The organism is Streptomyces sp. NPDC055815 (assembly GCF_053616475.1).
The window spans coordinates 1-19210 of sequence record NZ_JBSHDU010000038.1 but is presented as its reverse complement, the minus strand read 5'-3'; the positions used below and the strand labels follow the sequence as shown (position 1 = coordinate 19210).

17 protein-coding genes are annotated in these 19210 nt (G+C 72.6%); 14 read left to right on the top strand and 3 right to left on the bottom strand.

Annotated elements, in window-relative coordinates; all coding sequences use genetic code 11:
- Nucleotides 1-56: 56 nt before the first annotated feature.
- On the bottom strand, nucleotides 57-569 hold the full coding sequence (locus ACWGN5_RS23460) for an SMI1/KNR4 family protein (protein WP_453518342.1): 513 nt from the start codon (nucleotides 567-569) through the stop codon (nucleotides 57-59).
- A gap of 568 nt (nucleotides 570-1137) precedes the next feature.
- On the opposite strand from ACWGN5_RS23460, the gene ACWGN5_RS23455 reads away from it, so the two are divergent.
- From ACWGN5_RS23455 to ACWGN5_RS23420, 8 genes are all read left to right on the top strand, one after another.
- Nucleotides 1138-2064 carry an ABC transporter permease gene (locus ACWGN5_RS23455; RefSeq protein ID WP_453518339.1) on the top strand — a complete coding sequence of 309 codons (927 nt, stop codon included), beginning with the start codon at nucleotides 1138-1140 and terminating at the stop codon, nucleotides 2062-2064.
- A 61-nt stretch (nucleotides 2065-2125) separates the two neighbouring features.
- Nucleotides 2126-3928 carry an ABC transporter substrate-binding protein gene (locus ACWGN5_RS23450; protein WP_453518337.1) on the top strand — a complete coding sequence of 601 codons (1803 nt, stop codon included), beginning with the start codon at nucleotides 2126-2128 and terminating at the stop codon, nucleotides 3926-3928.
- 35 nt (nucleotides 3929-3963) lie between these two features.
- A complete protein-coding gene (locus ACWGN5_RS23445; protein WP_453518334.1) occupies nucleotides 3964-4956 on the top strand; it encodes an ABC transporter permease in 993 nt (330 codons plus the stop codon).
- Entirely contained in the window at nucleotides 4953-6788 is a 1836-nt protein-coding gene (locus ACWGN5_RS23440; protein ID WP_453518332.1) for a dipeptide ABC transporter ATP-binding protein, read from the top strand. The genes ACWGN5_RS23445 and ACWGN5_RS23440 overlap by 4 nt, the downstream gene beginning before the upstream one ends.
- Before the next feature lie 23 nt (nucleotides 6789-6811).
- Nucleotides 6812-9112, top strand: a complete 2301-nt coding sequence (locus ACWGN5_RS23435; protein ID WP_453518330.1) for a DEAD/DEAH box helicase — start codon at nucleotides 6812-6814, stop codon at nucleotides 9110-9112.
- The gene (locus ACWGN5_RS23430) at nucleotides 9113-9976 is read left to right on the top strand and encodes a hypothetical protein (RefSeq protein ID WP_453518329.1); all 864 of its coding nucleotides are present in this window, start codon (nucleotides 9113-9115) and stop codon (nucleotides 9974-9976) included. It begins immediately after the preceding gene.
- A gap of 228 nt (nucleotides 9977-10204) precedes the next feature.
- Nucleotides 10205-10351 carry an SCO1431 family membrane protein gene (locus ACWGN5_RS23425; RefSeq protein WP_369143101.1) on the top strand — a complete coding sequence of 49 codons (147 nt, stop codon included), beginning with the start codon at nucleotides 10205-10207 and terminating at the stop codon, nucleotides 10349-10351.
- Between the two features lie 123 nt (nucleotides 10352-10474).
- The gene (locus ACWGN5_RS23420) at nucleotides 10475-11647 is read left to right on the top strand and encodes an acyl-CoA dehydrogenase family protein (RefSeq protein ID WP_453518328.1); all 1173 of its coding nucleotides are present in this window, start codon (nucleotides 10475-10477) and stop codon (nucleotides 11645-11647) included.
- Here ACWGN5_RS23420 and ACWGN5_RS23415 read toward each other — a convergent pair.
- Entirely contained in the window at nucleotides 11610-11954 is a 345-nt protein-coding gene (locus tag ACWGN5_RS23415; RefSeq protein ID WP_453518325.1) for a hypothetical protein, read from the bottom strand. The genes ACWGN5_RS23420 and ACWGN5_RS23415 overlap by 38 nt on opposite strands.
- A gap of 144 nt (nucleotides 11955-12098) precedes the next feature.
- Here ACWGN5_RS23415 and ACWGN5_RS23410 point away from each other — a divergent pair, with 144 nt between their 5' ends.
- Together ACWGN5_RS23410 and ACWGN5_RS23405 are read left to right on the top strand one after the other, a co-directional pair.
- Nucleotides 12099-13220 carry a hypothetical protein gene (locus ACWGN5_RS23410; protein WP_453518324.1) on the top strand — a complete coding sequence of 374 codons (1122 nt, stop codon included), beginning with the start codon at nucleotides 12099-12101 and terminating at the stop codon, nucleotides 13218-13220.
- 10 nt (nucleotides 13221-13230) lie between these two features.
- The gene (locus ACWGN5_RS23405; RefSeq protein ID WP_453518322.1) at nucleotides 13231-14322 is read left to right on the top strand and encodes a phosphotransferase family protein; all 1092 of its coding nucleotides are present in this window, start codon (nucleotides 13231-13233) and stop codon (nucleotides 14320-14322) included.
- A gap of 9 nt (nucleotides 14323-14331) precedes the next feature.
- Here ACWGN5_RS23405 and ACWGN5_RS23400 read toward each other — a convergent pair whose 3' ends face one another.
- The gene (locus ACWGN5_RS23400) at nucleotides 14332-14700 is read right to left on the bottom strand and encodes a hypothetical protein (RefSeq protein ID WP_453518320.1); all 369 of its coding nucleotides are present in this window, start codon (nucleotides 14698-14700) and stop codon (nucleotides 14332-14334) included.
- A 225-nt stretch (nucleotides 14701-14925) separates the two neighbouring features.
- Here ACWGN5_RS23400 and ACWGN5_RS23395 point away from each other — a divergent pair, with 225 nt between their 5' ends.
- The 4 genes from ACWGN5_RS23395 (at nucleotide 14926) to fxsA (ending at nucleotide 19130) form a co-directional block, all read left to right on the top strand.
- Nucleotides 14926-15366 carry an Lrp/AsnC family transcriptional regulator gene (locus ACWGN5_RS23395; RefSeq protein ID WP_017242178.1) on the top strand — a complete coding sequence of 147 codons (441 nt, stop codon included), beginning with the start codon at nucleotides 14926-14928 and terminating at the stop codon, nucleotides 15364-15366.
- 223 nt (nucleotides 15367-15589) lie between these two features.
- Nucleotides 15590-17218 (top strand): amidohydrolase, encoded by a 1629-nt coding sequence (locus ACWGN5_RS23390; RefSeq protein WP_453518317.1) that lies wholly within the window; start codon nucleotides 15590-15592, stop codon nucleotides 17216-17218.
- Between the two features lie 468 nt (nucleotides 17219-17686).
- Entirely contained in the window at nucleotides 17687-18463 is a 777-nt protein-coding gene (locus ACWGN5_RS23385) for a polyprenol monophosphomannose synthase (protein ID WP_453518315.1), read from the top strand.
- Nucleotides 18464-18536: 73 nt separating this feature from the next.
- Nucleotides 18537-19130, top strand: coding sequence for an FxsA family membrane protein (fxsA, locus tag ACWGN5_RS23380; protein WP_453518312.1), 594 nt, complete (start codon nucleotides 18537-18539; stop codon nucleotides 19128-19130).
- The last annotated feature ends 80 nt before the right edge of the window (nucleotides 19131-19210 follow it).

Genomic DNA, 19210 nt, shown 5'->3' with positions numbered 1-19210 from the left:
GCCCCCCGGCCGTTCATCGGTTCCGGGGGGCACCTCTGTTTCACGGCGTCGCGGCCTCACAACCAGACAAGTCGCCCATCGACGACGGAACAGGCCGGATAGTCACCCGCGCCGATCCTCGTCAGCATCTCCGCCACGGAGTCGAAGTAGTGGGCCAGTGACGCGTACTCGCCGGTGATCGTGGGCTCACCCACGAACCATCTGCCGATGCGTCCGTCCTTCGCATCGATGAACCGCCCCGTCCAGCCGTCCTGATCCGACAGGAACGGAATCCACTCTCCGCGCCATTCGCCCCCACCGGACAAGGGGTGGTTCGCGTAGAGCTTCTCCATCGCCCGGATGCCCAGAAAGAAGCTCCCCTCGTCCGGGAACCCGGCGTAACCGCAGCAGGCGACGTCGTCGTCCACCTCGTCCTCGGGAAGATCCAGGTTGTTCTGCAGCAGCCACGCCCGCAGGTCCTGAGGCAAGGAGACGCCCATGCGCTCCTCGGCGGCCGCGAGCATCCGCTCCGAGGCCGGGCCGGGCAGGTCCGCGTGATCGGCCGGAGCATGCTCCCGGAGGAGGTCCATGACGCGGGACCAGCTCTCCACCACACTCATTCCCCGCTGCCCCTCTCCGCACGGATTCCCTATGCCACCCAACGGGCTCACCTACTGTAGCCGGACAGCACGGCGGGCCGGCCGAAGCGCCCTCGGGCTGCTGGAGCCTCCGCGGTCTGCGCCGCTTGCCCCGGCTGCCGTGCGGCCCGTTCCGGTCCTGGGCCGACATCACCGCGTCGAACTGGGCTTTGCTGGTCACTGCTCGTGGCTCAGGTACGAGTGTGGTCGCAGCCGATCGCCATGGGACAGCCGATGCCAAGCAGCGCGCGCTTCAGTCGCTGGGCCTGGTGTGATGCTCGTCTCCCGCCATGGGGTGATTCGTGGTGATTGGTGAGCATCTCTGTTGCGACTGCATGAACGGGGAAACATTCCAGTAATCGCAGGCAATATCGCCGATCCACCTTCAAATCTGATGCATTGCAGCCGTATGGATCTTTCGATCTAATGTCCGACGTCCGGAGCGGTCACCCCGCTCCGGTGCGATTCAGGGCGCTCCACCACAGTCGGCGCGCCCCAGGCAAGTCGGGAGTACGGCAGCGTGGCAGCGGTATCGGTGGTGGACGCCTTCCGGCGTGATCGAGTGGGGACCCTCTCGCTCTGCGTCGTCGCGTTCTTCGTGCTCCTCGCCGTCACGGCGCCCCTCGTCGCCCTCCTCTACGGCAAGAACCCCACCGAGCACTACGGCCAGAACGAGGCCGGCCTGCTCAGCCCGGAAGGCCTGCCCCTCCTGCCCAACGGCGGCATCTCCGCCCAGTACTGGTTCGGCATCGAGCCGGGGCTCGGCCGGGACGTCCTCACCCAGCTCCTCTACGGCATCCGCACCTCCCTGCTGATCGCCTTCGCCTCGGTCGCCGTCCTCGCCGCCGTCGGAGTGGCCGTCGGCGTGACCGCGGGCTATCTCAGCGGCCTCGCCGACAGGGTGTTCACCTTCGTCTGCAACGTCCTGCTCGCCTTCCCGACCCTGCTGCTCCTGCTCACGCTGGGCCCGGTCATCCAGACCCGCTTCGTCGGACCCGACGAGAACGAACCCGCCTGGATGCAGTTCACCGTCCTCGTCCTCGTCTTCTCCGCCTTCGGCTGGGTGCCGCTCGCGATGGTGCTGCGCACCCTCGTGCGCTCCCTGCGCGAGCGGGAGTTCGTCGAGGCGGCCCGGGCGCTCGGCGCGAGCCGGCGGCACATCGTCTTCCGGGAACTGCTGCCGAACGTATGGGCACCGGTACTCGTCCACATCACCCTCGCCGTGCCCGCGATCGTCACCACCGAGGCCGCGCTGTCCTTCCTGGGCGTCGGCATCAGCGAACCCATCCCCGACTGGGGCCGCATGATCTCGCGGGGCTCCGAGGTCTTCTACGACGACCCCACCTACATGGTGTTCCCCGGTGTCTCGCTGCTCGTCTTCGTCCTCGCCTTCAATCTCCTCGGCGACGCCGTACGGGACGCGCTCGACCCGCACACCGTTCGCTGAACCCTCCGCGACTTCCTTTCACCTCCCCGAGCAACACCCGTACACGACAACGGAGTCAGTCATGCCCGCAATCTCCCCACGTGCCGCAGCAGTCCCGGCCCTCGCCACCGCCGCCGCCCTTCTGCTGTGCTCCTGCTCCGCGGGCGCGGGCGCGGAAGGCGGCACGGGCGCGGGCACGGGCAAGAGCAAGAACAGCACGGCGGCCAAGAGCGGTCAGCGGCTGACCGCCACCCTCGGCACCGCGAAGGACAGCCAGGGTCCCGCCCCCGAGGTCCCCGGCGCCCGCAAGGGCGGCACCGTCACCGTCGCCAACGAGGAGGACTTCTCCCACCTCGACCCGCAGAAGATCTACGCCGGCGAGAGGTACAGCACCTCGCTGCTGTGGGGCAGGCAGCTGACGCAGTATCAGATCATCGACGGCAGGCCCAGGCTGGTCGGCGACCTCGCCACCGACACCGGCACCTCCTCCGACGGCGGCCGCACCTGGACGTACCACCTGAAGGACGGCATCGCCTGGGAGGACGGCAAGCCCGTCACCGCGCAGCAGGTCAAGTACGGCATCGAGCGCACCTTCGCACCCGGCTTCGAGGTCGGCCCCACCTACTGGCAGCCGTGGCTCACCGGCACCAAGGACCTCACCGAGGCGGTGAAGAAGTACGGCGGCCCCAAGAAGGACGGCGATCTCAAGGCCGTGGAGACGCCCGACGACAAGACCATCATCTTCCACTTCCCGCAGCCGCAGTCCGACGTGCCGTACATGGCCGCCCAGTCCTCCTCCTCGCCGGTCCGCGAGGACAAGGACACGGGCGCCGGCTACGACGTGAAGCCCTTTGCCACCGGGCCGTACAAGATCGTCGAGCACAAGCCGAACAAGAGCCTCACCCTGGAGCGCAACCCGTACTGGAAGCCGGAGACGGACTCGATCCGGCACGCCTACCCCGACCGCTTCGAGTTCACCTTCGGCAAGGCCGCCCTCAACACCGCGCAGGAGGTGTTCAACGGCCAGGGCACCGGCGCGACCACGCTCACCACCAAGGACCTCCTGCCGCCGGAGCTGATCTCGACGGTCGAACGCGATCCCGCCAAGCGCAAGCTGGTCGTCTCCGGCAGCAAGGGCGCCTACACCCAGGACCTGTACATCAGGAACGACCGGGTCACCGATCCCGAGGTCCGCAAGGCCATCCACTACCTGTTCCCGCGCGAGCAGGCCCGCCAGGTCCTCGGGGGCCGCTACGCCGGCGACTTCGCGACCACCCTCTCCTCGCCGGCCGTCGTCGGCTGGAAGAACTACGACCTCTACCCCGTCGCCCCCACCGGCGACAGCGCCAAGGCCAAGGAGCACCTGGCCCAGGCGAAGACGAAGGTCACCAGGCTGACGTACGCGTACCCCACCGCGAGCCCGGCGGACGACCAGGTCGCACAGGTCCTCGTCGATGCCTTCGCCAAGGCCGGGATCGAGCTCGTCGTGAAGGGCCTTCAGCCTTCCGCGTTCAACGACCAGATCTTCGGCGGCGACGACAGCCCGTACGACCTGTTCCTGTCCACCAACTCCGTGGACTGGCCCACCCCGTCGACCCTGCTCCCCCTCGGCTACGAGAGCCATCTGGACGCGGTGTCCAACAACATCCGCTACAGCAACCCGCAGGTGGACAAGGAACTGGCCCGCATCGCGAAGATCGGTGACGCGCAGACGAAGGCCGAGGAGCTGATCAGGCTGGAGCAGACGGTCATGAAGGACGTCCCCCTGGTGCCCTTCCTCTACAAGAGCGTCTCCCAGTTCCGCGGCAAGGACATCGGCGGCGCCGCCACCCACCCGATCTACGGCGTCACGGCCCTGGCCGACGTGTACGTCACCAAGCCCTGACCTCCGGCGACAAGAACCCCTGACCTCCTGCGACCATGACCCGATACCTCCTCAAGAGGGTCGCGCAGGCCGTGGCGGTGCTCCTCGCGATCACCGCCACGGCCTTCGGGCTCTTCTACGCCGCCCCCTCCGACCCGGCTCTGATCGCCTGCGGTCCCAAGTGCACCTCCGCACAGCTCGCGGCCGTCCGTACGAGCATGGGACTCGACCAGCCGGTCGTCTCCCAGTTCACCGACTACGTCGGCGGCATCGTCACCGGCCGCACCATCGCGGACGTCGACGGCACCCCGATCCCCTGCCCCGCCCCCTGCCTCGGCTACTCCTACACCCTGCACCAGCCCGTCCTGGCCGCCATCGAGGACCGCCTCCCGGTGACCGCATCCCTCGCGGTCGGCGCCCTCGCGGTGATCCTCGTCCTCGGCGTCGGCTCGGGTCTGGCGGCGGCGCTGCGCCGGGGCACGGCGACCGACCGTCTCCTGTCCGGCTTCAACCTGCTGGGCGCCAGCGTCCAGATCTACTTCCTCGGCTACATGCTGCTGCTCCTGCTCGTCTACTCCACGGGCCTGTTCGATCCCCCGGCCTACGTCCCCTTCACCGAACAGCCCGCCCAGTGGGCCCTGGGCCTGATCCTGCCGTGGCTGGTGCTGGGCTTCGTCAACGCGGCCGTCTTCGCCCGCCTGACCCGCTCGCAGATGCTGGAGACGATGCACCACGGGTACGTCCGCACGGCCCGCGCGAAGGGCCTGGGCACCGTGCGCGTCCACCTGAAGTACACCGCGCGCGGAGCGGCCGGCCCGCTGGTGCAACTGCTCGGCCTGGAGGTCGGGGCCCTGTTCGGCGGCGCGTTCATCACCGAGACCGTGTTCGGACTCGGCGGCATCGGCAAGCTGGCCGTCGACGCGGTCAACGGCAACGACCTGCCCACCGTCGTCGGCACGGTCCTCCTCGCCGCGTTCTTCGTCGTCGTGTTCGTCGCCCTGGCCGACCTCGTCGTCGCCTGGCTGGATCCCCGAGTGAGGCTCGCATGAGCGACCTGCCCGCACTGCGCGTCCAGGACCTGGCCGTCACCTTCACCACCCCGCGCGGCCCCGTGCCGGCCGTCCGGAACATCTTCTTCGACCTGGCCCCGGGCGAAGTCCTCGGCCTGGTGGGGGAGTCGGGCTCCGGAAAGTCCACCATCGGCCTGGCCGCCCTCGGCCTGCACGACCCGGCCCGCACCCGCGTCGAAGGGAGCATCCGCCTCGCCGGCCACCCGGACGAACTGGTCGGCGCGCCCGAGTCCGTCCTCACCCGGATCCGGGGCGACCGGGTCGCGATGGTCTTCCAGGACGCCCTGGACGCGCTGTCGCCGTTCCACACCATCGGCGCGCAGATCGCCGAGGCCTACCGGGTCCACCACCCGAAGGCCGGACGCAAGGAAGCCCGGGAACGGGCGGCGGCCGTGCTGGAACGGGTCGGCATCCCCGCCGCCAGGGCCTCGGACCACCCCCACCACCTGTCGGGCGGCATGCGTCAACGGGTCGTCATCGCCATGGCGCTGATCAACGACCCGGCCGTCCTGATCGCCGACGAACCGACCACGGCCCTGGACGCCAGGGTCCAGCGCCAGGTCCTCGACCTGATCCGCCGGCTCCAGGCGGAGACCGGAGCGGCCATGGTCCTCATCACCCACGACGTGGGCGTGGTGGCGGAGACCTGCCACCGCATGCTGGTCCTGCGCGGCGGGGAAACCGTGGAGGAGGGCACCACGGAACACCTCCTCACCGCACCGGCCCACCCTTACACGCGGGCCCTGATCGGCGCGGCCCCCACCCTGCACACCCCACCCGGCACACGCCTCCCCACGGTCGACGACCCGGAACCGAAGCCGCGGGCGAACCTGGCCCCGGACGAGGACCCGGAACCGAAGCCGCGGGCGAACCTGGCCCCGGACGAGGACCCGAACCAGGACCAGGAGCCGAACCCGGACCCGAACTCGGGCCCGAAGTCGGATCCGGAGCCGCGGGTGAAGGCCGGCCCTCGTACCGCCACCGGCTCCGGTGTCCTGGCCGAACTGCACGACCTGCGCGTGGACTACCCCGGCCGCCGCCGAGGCCACGCCCATCCCGCGGTGAAGGGCGTGAGCCTGCACGTGGCCCACGGCGAGACCCTCGGTCTCGTCGGCGAGTCCGGCTCCGGCAAGTCCACGATCGCCAGAGTCCTGGCCGGCCTGCGCCGTCCCACCGGCGGAGAGGTCCGCTTCGACGGCAGGGACATCTCGAAGGCGGTGACGAGCTCGCGACTGCGCCGCGAGCTGAGCCGGGACGTCCAGCTGGTCTTCCAGGATCCGTACGCGTCGCTGAACCCACGCCGCACGGTGGAACAGATCCTCGCGACGCCGCTGCGCCTCCACACGGACCTGGACGGAGCCCAGCGGAAGGAGCGGGCGGCGGAGCTGCTGGAACAGGTGGGCCTGTCAACGGCCCATCTCTCCCGCCACCCGCACGAGTTCTCCGGCGGTCAGCGCCAGCGCATCGGAATCGCCCGTGCCCTGGCCGTCCGGCCGCGCCTGATCATCGCCGACGAACCGGTCTCCGCGCTGGACGTATCCATCCAGGCGCAGGTCCTGAACCTGCTCATGGACCTGCGCGAGGAACTGGGCCTCTCGCTGCTCTTCATCTCCCATGACCTCGCGGTGGTACGGCACTTCTGCGACCGGATCGCGGTCCTGAAGAAGGGCGAACTGGTGGAAGCAGGCCCGAGGGACACCGTCTTCGAGGCGCCGACCGCCCCCTACACCAAGGAGCTGCTGGCCGCGTTCCCGCGGAACCGCCTGCTCACCGGCGACGGGGAAAGCGTGCGAACCGGCTGCGCGTGGTGATCATGGAGTGTCACAGTCGGGTCATGAGCAGTGACGAGGCCGAGGCGCAGGGATCCGTCATCGACCTGGCGCGGCAGCGCTGGGGAGTGACGCCGGGTGGAGAGCATCCGGCGCGGTTCGCGGAGCCCGGGTGGAGCTACGAGGAGATGGTCGACCGCCGCTGCCCGGCGTGCGGCGGCGAACTGCACGCCCTGCGCCGGCCGTACGAGTCCCAGGGGCGCACCTACCAGTACACGGCGCTCGTCTGCCCCGCCTGTCCCACCGCCTTCACCCTCGCCGATCTCGGCGTGAAGCGGTACGACGAGCTGACCGACGCCGTGCCCCGCCAGGCCGGGCGCGCGCCCCGGACCCGCCCGAAGCGCGTGGACGCGCCGGCGCCCGAGGTGACCGCGATCGTCAGGGTTCCGGCGCAGCCGGGTCCGGGGGCGCGCTCCGGCCGGGGCCCGGCGTGGCCGGACGACCTCGTCGTGCCCGACGGGACCGAGCCGCGCGCCCTGTTGTGGTGCAAGGCCGCCGATCCGGCCTGGCGCCCGGCCGACGCGGCGCTCGCGGCGGCCGAGGACGTGCGGGTGATCCTCCCCGAAGGCCCGGAGTACGAGAAGCTGCGGGCGTGGCTGGAGGAGCGGGAGGTCCCGTACCGCGTCAGCCGGTACTGGGAGGAGGCCGGGCAGGTCGGCACGGTCTCCGACACCGGCGGCCGTACGGACCTGGTCGCGGCCGGTCCGGACGGCGCGGCGCCCGCCGCCGGGCCCTGGGCGACGGCGGCCCGGGACGCGTTCGCCGCCCAGTGGGACGCCCTGGAGGAGCTGCCGGACGGCGACGGCGACGCGTACGTGCCCATCGGCGAGTTGGTTCCGGCCGACTGGGCCCGGCTGCTGCCGCATCCGACGTTCAACCCGGTGCAGGCCGCCGCCGTCCCGGTGGTCCTCGAAGAGACCGGGCACCTCGTCGTGGTCGCGCCGACGGGTGCGGGAAAGACCCCGATCGGGATGGTCGCCGCCCTGGAGGCGCACGCCCGCGGACGCAAGGCGGCCTGGCTGGTGCCGCAGCGCTCGCTCACCGACGAACTCGACCGCGAGCTCGAACTGTGGCGCGGCCACGGGCTGCGGGTGGTGCGCCTGACCGGTGAGGCCGCGGTCGACACGGAGCTGATCCGGTCGGCCGACGTATGGGTGGCCACCACCGAGAAGTTCGAGGCCATCTGCCGCGCGGGCTCGCTGCGCGACGCGCTCGCGGAGGTCGGCTGTCTGGTGGTCGACGAGATCCATCTGCTCGGCGACCCGACGCGCGGCGCCGTCCTGGAGGCCCTGCTCGCCCGGGTACGGGAGGACGGCGCGGGCACCAGGATCGTCGGCCTGTCCGCGACGGTCGCCAACGCGGACGAGGTCGCACGCTGGCTGGGCGCTCGCCTGGTCCGCACCACCTGGCGGCCCACCCGGCTCACCTGGCAGCTGCCCCTGCTGCCCCCGGTCGACGAGGCGGACCGGGCGGCGCGCGCCGCCGTCCGCACCGAGGCCGCCGTGCGCATCGCCCGCCAGGTCACCGGGGACGGTGGCAGCGTCCTCGCCTTCTGCGGCAGCAAGCGCCGCGTCCGGACCACGGCGCTCGCGCTGGCCGCCGACCGGGGCGTGCCCACCGCCGGTGTGGACGCCGACGACGCCGAAGCCGTCGAGCGGCTGTGCACCAAGGCGGGGGTACGGCTGCACTACCGGGACTGGCCGTACAAACGGGAGGCCGAGCAGGCCTTCCGTGCCCGCGAGGCGGAGATCCTGGTCGCCACCTCCACCGTGGCGGCCGGCGTCAACCTCCCCGCCCGGGCGGTGATCGTCTGCGACACCACCCTCGGCCTGGACCGCGTCGAGGTGTCGATGGTCCAGCAGATGTTCGGACGCGCCGGGCGCATCGGCGCCGGAGAGCGCGAGGGCTGGGCCTTCCTGCTCGCCGACCCGGCGGAACGGGCGCACTGGCAGGCCCGGTTGGCCGCCGGATACACCGTGCGGTCGCGCCTCGACGAGCGCCTCGCCGACCACCTCCTCGCCGAGACCGTGCAGGAACGGCTCGCGACCCTGGAGGAGGCGGAGCGCTGGTGGGCCGGCACCTTCGCCGCCTACCAGGGCCACGACAGCGTCGAGCCGCTGCACGAGGCGGCGCAGTTCCTCGCCGCGGTGGGCTGCCTGCGCCCCACCGACGACGAGGACCGCCTGGAACCCAGCCCGCTGGGCCGGCTGACCAGCCGTTTCATGGTCGACGCCACGCTCGCCGACGACCTGACGACGGCGCTGCGACAGGCCCCCTTACCCGAAGACCCGCTCGCCGCCGAGTAGTTGCTCGCCTCCCTGCTCAGCACCCGGCTCCCCGTACTCGAACAGGCGCCGTTCACCGAGCGGGGGCGCGCGGCGCTGCGCAGGGTCCTGCGCGAGTTCGAGCACACGGACGGCGACCCGGAAGACCCCTGGGGCCTTGGCCCGGCCCGGGAACCGGCCCAGGGCGACGACGAGCAGCGGCCCCAGGCCGGAGACCTTTCCCGGGCGGTCCTGCTCCTCGCGGCGACCCGGCCGCAGCTCTTCCGCGGCCGCCCCACCTACGTCCTCGGCATCCCCGTGGAATCCATGACCGGCATCCTGGAGGAGGCCCAGCGCTATCTGGCCTGGCTCGGCGCGCAGGGCCCCCTCGGCACCGTCCACCCCTGGGTGGCCGTCGTCGCCGCCGACCTCGCGCTGCGCATCCGCTGGCGCACCCTCGGGCCCCACCGGGGATCCGGACGCCTCCTCTGGATGTGTGAGCGCATGGCCACCGCCCCGCTCGCGCCCGGCCTCGTCCCGCGCATGTGGAGCGCGGCCCGGGCCCGCGGCATCGCCGCGCCCGACTGGAACGGCACGACGCCCCCGGGCGACTGCGCCCTGCCCCCGGACCGCTACTGGGCCCTCCTCGCGGAACGCGCCACCGGCGCACGCCTCACCCTCCAGGACGACACGGTCCGCGTGTGGGCCCCGCCCGGAGCCGTGATCCGCCTCTGGAACGGTGCGACCACGACTCTGCACCACGCCGATGCCGAGGAGACCACGCTGCTCCTGCCGCCCGCCGCCCCGGCCGACCCCTCGGCGGGCCGCCGCGGCGCGGCCGTCTTCACCCGCGGCGACCGACTGGCGACCGGCTGGCTCGAGGCGTACGCGGGCGTGGGGGACTGAACCGGTGGGGTCCCCGGCGCCCGCTCTGGCCGGTCGCCGACCGACGGGCGCCGGGGTTCCCCGGCCCCCGCCGGCACGAAACCTCCCGACGGCCCGGGACGACGCCGCGACGGCCTCGGGCCGCCCCGCGGCGACCCCGGCGCTCTGGCCGGTCGCCGACCGCGGGGCCACGGGAGACGTGACCCGCGTCCTACCCCCGCCGCGCCCCCCTGGCGCAAGGTGGTCGGCATGACCTCCACCACCCACTCCCGTCTCCTCACCCGCGCACGCACCGGCGGCCCCCGTGACGACGGTCCCAAGATCCTGGAGCACGTCCTCGGCTGGACCCTGGTCGTCCTGCTCGCCGTCCTCGTCACCCGGGCCGGGCTCATGTGACCCGACGCCGGTCGACCGGCAACCGTGTGGAACCCCGGCGGCCACGTGATCCGTCGGTACGGAACGGGCATACTCCCCCCGATCGTCGCGCCCCGCGCGCCCGGCAGGGAGGAGCGTCCGGCCATGGCCGACAGCACCGCGGACGGCGTGGAGCGCCGGCTGCCCACCGACGAGGCCCGGGAACTGCTCTCCCTGGTGCGTGACATCGCCCGCCGGGAGATCGCCCCGCACGCCGCGGAGGAGGAGGCCGCCGGCCGCTTCCCCCGTGAGTTGTTCGCGCTGCTCTCCCGCTCCGGGCTGCTCGGACTGCCGTACGACCCCGAGTACGGCGGGGGCGGCCAGCCGTACGAGGTCTACCTCCAGGTCCTGGAGGAGCTCGCCGCCGCCCGGCTCACCGTCGGGCTCGGCGTGAGCGTCCACACGCTGTCCTGCCACGCGCTCGCCGGCTTCGGCACCCCGGAGCAGCGGGCCGCGCACCTGCCCGCGATGCTCGGCGGCGGGCTCCTCGGCGCGTACTGCCTCTCCGAGCCTTCCGCCGGATCGGACGCGGCGGCCCTGCGGACCCGGGCGGTCCGGGACGGCGACGGATGGGTCGTCGACGGCACCAAGGCCTGGATCACCCACGGCGGGATCGCGGACTTCTGCACGGTCATGGTCCGCACCGGCGGCCCGGGTGCGCGCGGCATCACCGCCTTCCTGGTGCCGGGGGACGCGCCGGGGCTGAGCGCCGCCCCTCCCGAGCGGAAGATGGGCATGAAGGGCTCGCCCACCGCGCAGCTCCACTTCGACGGGGTGCGGGTCGGCGACGACCGGCGTCTGGGCGCGGAGGGGCAGGGCTTCGCGATCGCGCTCGACGCCCTGGACTCGGGGCGGCTCGGCATCGCCGCCTGCGCCGTGGGCCTGGCCCAGGCGGCCCTGGACGAGGCCGTCGCGTACGCGAGGGGGCGCCGCCAGTTCGGCCGGCCGATCGCCGACTTCCAGGGGCTCCGCTTCCTGCTCGCCGACATGGCGACCCGGATCGAGGCGGGCCGGGCGCTGTACCTGGAGGCGGCGCGGCTCCGGGACGAGGGGCGGGCCTTCGGCCGGTGCGCGGCGATGGCCAAGCTCTTCTGCACGGACGCCGCCATGCAGGTCACGACGGACGCGGTGCAGGTGCTCGGCGGCTACGGCTACACGGCGGACTTCCCCGTGGAGCGGTATCTGCGCGAGGCGAAGATGCTCCAGATCGTCGAGGGGACCAATCAGATCCAGCGCGTGGTCATCGCCCGTCACCTGGTCGGACCAGAGTCCCGCTGACGCGCACGGTGCGGTCCGCCCAGACCGGTCCGGCGGCGAGCCGCGCCCACTCCTGGTCGCGGTGGCCGGGCAGGGTGCGGCCCTGGCTGGCCCAGAGGGTGAGCACGTCCCGGTAGATGGGCGGGTGGTCCGGGGCGGGGGGCTTGATCTGCGGCTGGGCCTGCCCCTGAGCCGGCACGGGTACGGGGGCCGGTGCGGGCACCTCCGCCGACGCCGTCGACGGCGCCTGGCGAACCGATTCTTCACCGCGCGGTTCGGCCTGCCGGTGCCGACCGTAACCGCTGGGAGGGGTGTACAGCGTGGTCATGACCGGACCAACGCGCCCCGGCTTCCGGGGTCACCGCCGAGCGGATTCGAGCGGCAGTTCGCCCGGTACCCGGTGCACGACTCTGGCCCCCCGGGCAAGAGCTGACGTACCGTCAGATCCCACTCGCCGCTCAGGAGGTCAGCCGTGGACGACGACCGGCCCGTCGCGCTCGACGAATACCCCGTGCACCAGGCACCGCTCTCGATGAAGCACCACGTCAGCGGCGACCGCAACGCCTACGACCGGTGCATCTTCCACGTCTTCGACCACAGCGGCCGGGCCCTGCTCATCGCCGGTCTCGGGGTCTATCCCAACGCCGGGGTCGTCGATGCCTACGCCACCCTGCGCACCGGCGACCGGCTGCACGCCGTCCGCGCCTCCGACGCCCTCGGCGACGACCGGATGCACCTCTCCGTCGGCCCGCTGACCATCACCGTCGACGAACCCCTCAAGCGGCTCTCCCTGCACTGCGCGGCCGACCCCGACGACCCCGACGGGCTCTCCTTCGACCTCGACTGGACCGGCGACTTCCCCGCCGTCTGGGAGCCCCACCACACCCAGCGCCACGGGGGCAGGCTCACCCTCGAAGGCCGCCGCTTCGTCCAGGCCGGGCACTGCACGGGCACCCTCAGGGCCGGCGGCGAGGAGTTCACCGTCACGGCGGGGGAGTGGACCGGCACCCGCGACCGCAGTTGGGGCGTCCGCCCGATCCCCGGCGAGGAACCCGGCCGCGCCGCCGAGTTCCGCCCCGAGGGCTTCCACTGGCTCTGGATCCCGATGCGCTTCGAGGACCGCTTCCTCATGGTCATCGCCCAGGAGGACGCCGACGGCTACCGCACCCTCAACGAGGCGCTGCTCGTGCGCAACGGCCGCCGCGACACCCAACTCGGCTGGCCCCGCACCGAGATCACGTACCGGCCCGGCACCCGCGACCCCGAACGGGCCACGGTCCATCTCACCGACCAGGCCGGAAAGCCCCTGGAGATCGGCGTCGAGATCCTCGCCTCCTCCCCGCTCGCCGTCGGCGCCGGCTACCCGCCCGCCACCGACTGGCAGCACGGCACCTGGCAGGGCCGCGGCTGGACCGACCGCCGCGTCTACGACCTCTCCGACCCGGCCGCCCACCCCATGGCCGCCTACGGCGTCACCGACCACGCCGCCCGCTTCACCCTCGACGGCCGCACCGGCTACGGCATCTTCGAGCACGGCTCCTTCGGCCGCCACGACCCCAGCGGCTTCGCCGACCACACCTCGACAGCCCCCTGAGGAGCGTTCCTTGGCCACCGCCCCGCGCCCCCGCACCACCACCCGCGACCCCGAGGAGCTCGGCCGGCGGCTCACCGCCTGGCTGGACCGGCACCTGCCCGGCGCCCGGGTCGACGGCCTCGCCGTCCCGGGCTCCAACGGCATGTCCAGCGAGACCCTGCTCTTCGACCTCGACCACCCGGACGCCCCCGTACGCGGCTGCGCCCTGCGGCTGGCCGCCGACCCCGCCGCGTACACCGTCTTCCCCGTCTACGACATGGCGCGCCAGCACCGCGTCATGCGCCTCGTCGGCGAGCACACCGACGTGCCCGTGCCGCGCGTGCTCTGGCTGGAGGAGGACCCGGAACCGCTCGGCGCGCCCTTCTTCGTGATGGCCCGCGCCGAGGGCCGCGTCCCGCCGGACGTCATGCCCTACACGTACGAGGGGAACTGGCTGCACGCCGCCGGCGACGCCGAACGCGCCCACCTGGAGGCCGAATCCGTCTCCGTACTGGCCAGGCTGCACGACCAGTTCCCGGCGAAGGAGGCCGAGTTCCTGCTGCCCGAAGGCGCCGGAAGCCCGCTGCGCCGTCACGTCGACGCCCAACGGGCCTACTACGCCTGGGTGGTGGAGGGGCTCGCGACCTCACCGCTCATCGAGTCGGCCTTCGACTGGCTGGAGGAGCACTGGCCGGCCGACGAGGGCCCCGCCGTCCTCGGCTGGGGAGACGCGCGCATCGGGAACATCGTCTACGACGGGTTCACGCCCGCCGCCGTCCTCGACTGGGAGATGGCGTCGTACGTCCCCCGTGAGGTCGACCTCGGCTGGGCCGTGTATCTGCACCGCTTCTTCCAGGACCTGACCGTCGGCTTCGGACAGCCCGGCCTCCCGGACTTCCTGCGGCGCGACGCGGTCGAGCGGCGGTACGCGGAACTGACCGGGCACACCCCGCGCGACATGGAGTTCCACACGCTCTACGCGGCGCTGCGGCACGCGATCGTGATGCTCAGGATCGCGTACCGCCAGGCCCACTTCGGCGAGGTCGAGGTGCCCGGTGACCCGGACGGCCTGATCCTGCACCACGCCACGCTCGCGGCGATGGTGCGGGGAAGCTACTGGTAGCCGGAAGGCTCAGGCCGCGCGCCGCATCTGCGGCACCCGGATCGGACGCGAGCCCGGACCGCCGACGTGCGAGAAGGGCTGCGTGCGCCAGTCGAGGCCCTGGGGGAGCGTCAGGAGCAGCGCGGTGTCCTGCTCCTGGACGCCCAGGCCGTCGTCGGCGGGGCGGGCCGCGGAAGCCGCGAGGCCCGTGCCCGGGCAGACCGTCAGCACGAAGGGGTTCCACGGCGTCGGGCAGAGGGCGTGCTCCGGCAGCGCGTCCTCGTCCGCGAGCAGCGCGATGGGCTGCACGCACTCCGGGCAGACGACCCGGAACATCTCAAAGGTGTCGTACGCGTCGAGCTCGTCGGACGTGTCGACCGATTCAACAGGCTCCTGCATTGGGATTCTCCCCCTCGGCTGGGTCGGCCGGATCTGTGCGGCCTCGACCACAGCAAGCACTTCCCATGCGCAACTCCGCATAACCGTGAGGCGAGACTTCGGAGCAGGTGCAAACCTGTGGCGTTCGTCACATGCCTGTCGCAGGTGCCCCGTGACAGCCCATAGCGCCCTTTACGGGCCGCCCCCGGCTGTGCCCGATTCCCTCCGGGGTCATAGGGTCACCGCATGGAGGAGCTGGATCGTCAGATCGTGGAGTTGCTCGTCAAGGACGGGCGCATGAGCTACACCGACCTGGGCAAGGCCACCGGCCTGTCCACGTCGGCGGTGCATCAGCGCGTCCGCCGCCTGGAGCAGCGCGGTGTCATCCGCGGCTATGCCGCCGTCGTCGACCCGGAGGCCGTGGGTCTGCCGCTCACCGCGTTCATCTCGGTCAAACCCTTCGACCCCAGCGCCCCGGACGACACCCCCGACCGGCTCGCCGACATCCCCGAGATCGAGGCCTGCCACAGCGTCGCGGGCGACGAGAACTACATCCTCAAGGTCCGCGTCGCCACCCCGCTGGAGCTGGAGCACCTGCTGAGCCGCATCCGCTCCCAGGCCGGCGTCTCCAGCCGCACGACCGTCGTCCTGTCCACGCCGTACGAGGCCAGACCACCGCGCATCTGACGCGACCGGGGGGACCTGCCGGACAAACCGGGTCCTGGCAGGTCCTAGGGCCAGGCCGGCGGGTCATGGCCGGGGTCGCGGCGCCTGGCACGGCGCCTCGCCGCGTTGCCGAAACATCCTGGTAGCTCCGCTACGAGGACGCCCCGGCGCCTTGCGATGCACCGCACCAGACGCCGCGACCCACCCGACCCTGACCCGCCGGCCAGGCCCTAGCCTGGTGGGCATGAGTGAAAGCATGTCCTCCGGCGAACACCGCACCGTGCTGCTGCGCGGTGGAGAAGTCCACAGCCCCGCCGATCCCTTCGCCACCGCCATGGTGGTGGAGCGCGGTCACGTCGCCTGGGTGGGCTCGGAGGGCGCGGCCGACGCCTTCACGTCCGGCGTGGACGAGGTCGTCGACCTGGAGGGCGCGCTCGTCACCCCGGCGTTCGTCGACGCGCACGTGCACACCACGGCCACCGGCTTCGCCCTCACCGGGCTCGACCTGTCCGCCGCCGCCTCGCTCGCCGAGGCCGCCGAGCTGATCAGGGCCCATGCCGCCGCCCGCCCCGAGGACCGCATCCTCATCGGCCACGGCTGGGACGCCTCCCGCTGGCCCGAGCACCGCCCGCTCACCCGCGCCGAGCTCGACGAGCTCACCGGCGGCCGCCCGCTCTACCTGACCCGGATCGACGTCCACTCGGCCGTCGTCACCACCGCCCTCCTCGACCTCGTGCCCGGCATCCGCGACCTGGACGGCTTCCACGACGGGCAGCGGCCGCTCACCGGCGACGCCCACCACGCCGTGCGCGCGGCCGCCTTCGGCGCCGTGTCGCCGCAGCAGCGCACCGAGGCCCAGCGAGCCGCCCGCCAGAAGGCGGCCTCCCTCGGCATCGGCACCCTCCATGAGTGCGGCGGTCCGCGGATCTCCTCCGAGGAGGACTTCACCGGCCTTCTGGACCTCGCACGCGAGGAGGCCGGGCCCCGGGTCGTCGGCTACTGGGCCGACCTCGACGTCGAGCGGGCGCGGGCCCTGGGCGCCCTCGGCGCGGCCGGCGACCTCTTCGCCGACGGCTCCCTCGGCTCCCACACGGCCTGCCTCCACGAGCCGTACACCGACAACGCCGGGCACCGCGGCTCCGCCCACCTGGACGCGGCCACCATCGCCCTGCACGTCGTCGCCTGCACCGAGGCGGGCCTCCAGGCCGGATTCCACGCCATCGGGGACGCCGCCGTGTCCGCCGTCGTCGAGGGCGTCAGGGCCGCCGCCGACAAGCTGGGCCTGGCGCGGATCCGCGCCGCCCGGCACCGCGTCGAGCACGTCGAGATGCTCACCCCCGAGACCATCGCCGCCTTCGCCGAGCTGGGCCTCACCGCCTCCGTCCAGCCCGCCTTCGACGCCCTCTGGGGCGGCGAGGAGGGCATGTACGCCGACCGGCTCGGCGTCGAGCGGGCCCGCACCCTCAATCCGTACGCGGCCCTCCTGCGCGCCGGCGTGCCGCTGGCCTTCGGCTCCGACAGCCCGGTCACCCCGCTCGACCCCTGGGGCACCGTCCGGGCCGCCGCCTTCCACCGGACCCCCGAGCACCGGATCTCCGCCCGCGCCGCCTTCACCGCCCACACCCGGGGCGGCTGGCGGGCCGTGGGGCGGGACGACGCGGGGACGCTGGTCCCCGGCGCCCCCGCCGACTACGCGGTCTGGCGCACCGAGGAGCTCGTCGTCCAGGCGCCCGACGACCGGGTCGCCCGCTGGTCCACCGACCCCCGGTCCGGAACGCCCGGTCTGCCCGATCTGTCGCCCGGGGTCGAACTCCCGGTCTGCCTGCGCACGGTGGTGTACGGGCAGACGGTGTTCGTACGGCCGAACGAGTGATGTGGGGACATTTCGTACCCCGGAGCACGGTCCCGGACGCTTGTCCCCGACCTGCGGATCTTCCCCTCCGGCCTGGGCCTTTGTGGAGTCTCCGCAGGTCAAGCGGGTGTTGACAGTCGCCCGTCGGGGACGGGTAGGTTCACGGCGTCCACCACAGGACGTCCGACCGGACCGCACCCCCACGCCGTAGCCGAACGCCGCCCGCGCCTCGGCCGCGCGGGAAGGTTTCTCCGGCGGAAGGTGCGACCCGGGTGGGGCCCGGACGTTCAGTAGACAACGGCTCTCGGTCGACCCGCAGCCAGCGGATCCCAGGTCGGACCGAAGGACGCCGGGCCCCGCACCGCACGTCACCCGAGGAACACGTTCCGTGAGACCCCCACGTCACCCGTCCCACCCGACCCGCCGCGCCGGACCACTCCGGGGACCTCGCTATGGTGGGGGCCTGCGTATGTATCCGAAGGGGCAGTAGTGAACGACGGTGGCCAGAGGCGTTACGGCCCGCTCGGCAAGGCCTTGGTGATCATTCCGACCTACAACGAGGCGGAGAACATCAAGCCGATCGTCGCGCGGGTGCGGGAAGCCGTACCCGAGGCGCACATTCTCGTCGCCGACGACAACAGCCCCGACGGCACGGGCAAGTTCGCGGACGAGATCGCGTCCGAGGACGACCATGTGCACGTCCTGCACCGCAAGGGCAAGGAGGGGCTCGGCGCCGCCTACCTCGCCGGCTTCCGGTGGGGCATCGAGCAGGGCTACGGCGTGCTCGTCGAGATGGACGCCGACGGCTCCCACCAGCCCGAGGAGCTTCCGCGGCTGCTCACCGCCCTCAAGGGCGCGGACCTGGTCCTCGGCTCCCGCTGGGTGCCGGGCGGCCGGATCGTGAACTGGCCGAAGTCCCGCGAGTTCATCTCCCGGGGCGGCAGCCTCTACTCGCGCGTGATGCTCGACGTGCCGATCCGCGACGTCACCGGCGGCTACCGGGCCTTCCGCAAGGAAACCCTGGAGGGCCTGGGCCTGGAGGACGTGGCCTCGGCCGGCTACTGCTTCCAGGTCGACCTGGCGCGCCGTGCGGTCGCCGCCGGCTTCCACGTCGTCGAGGTCCCGATCACCTTCGTCGAGCGCGAGATCGGCGACTCGAAGATGAGCCGCAACATCGTCGTCGAGGCGCTGTGGCGGGTCACCGGCTGGGGTCTGACGGCGCGGGCGGAGAAGGTCGGCAAGCTGCTCGGCCGCAAGTCCTCCTGACCCCCGTCGGGCGGGCTCCGTACTGATCCTTCCTTTACGACGTTCCGGCGGGGCGCCAGGCACACTGGGGACCATGACGACCGGCGCACCGCCTCCCCTCGCCCCGAAGCGCTCACGCGCGCGTACGTTCCTTCCGCTCGGCGTCGCCGCCTGGCTGGTCCTGGAGATCTGGCTGCTCACGGTGGTGGCGAACGCGGCGGGCGGACTGACCGTCCTCGCCCTGCTCGTCGGCGGCGCCGTGCTCGGCGCCGCCGTCGTGAAGCGGGCGGGCCGCCGTGCCTTCCGCAACCTCACCTCGACGTTCCAGCAGGCCCAGGCGGCCGCGCGGAGTGGTGTGGCGCCCTCGCCCGCCGACCGGGCCGGCGCGGACGACCGCAACGGCTTCCTGATGCTCGGCGGCCTGCTCCTGATGATCCCCGGCCTCCTCTCGGGCGCGGCCGGTCTGCTCCTGTTGATCCCGCAGGTCCGCTCGTTCCTCGGACGGTACGCGGAGAAGGCCGTCGAGCGCCGGATGAGCGCCGCGCCTCCCGGCAGCCTCCAGGACGCCTTCCAGCAGGCCCGTATCCACCGGCCGGACGGGAAGGTGGTCCAGGGTGAGGTCATCCGCGAGGACGCGCCCCAGGGCCCGCGCCGGGCCGACGAGCCCCGCCCGCCCCTGACGCCCTGACCCGAGCCGTGCCCCGCTGCCTTCCGGAGCCTCTCCGGGGGAGTGGGGCACGGGAACGCCGCGGGGCCCGGTACACGATG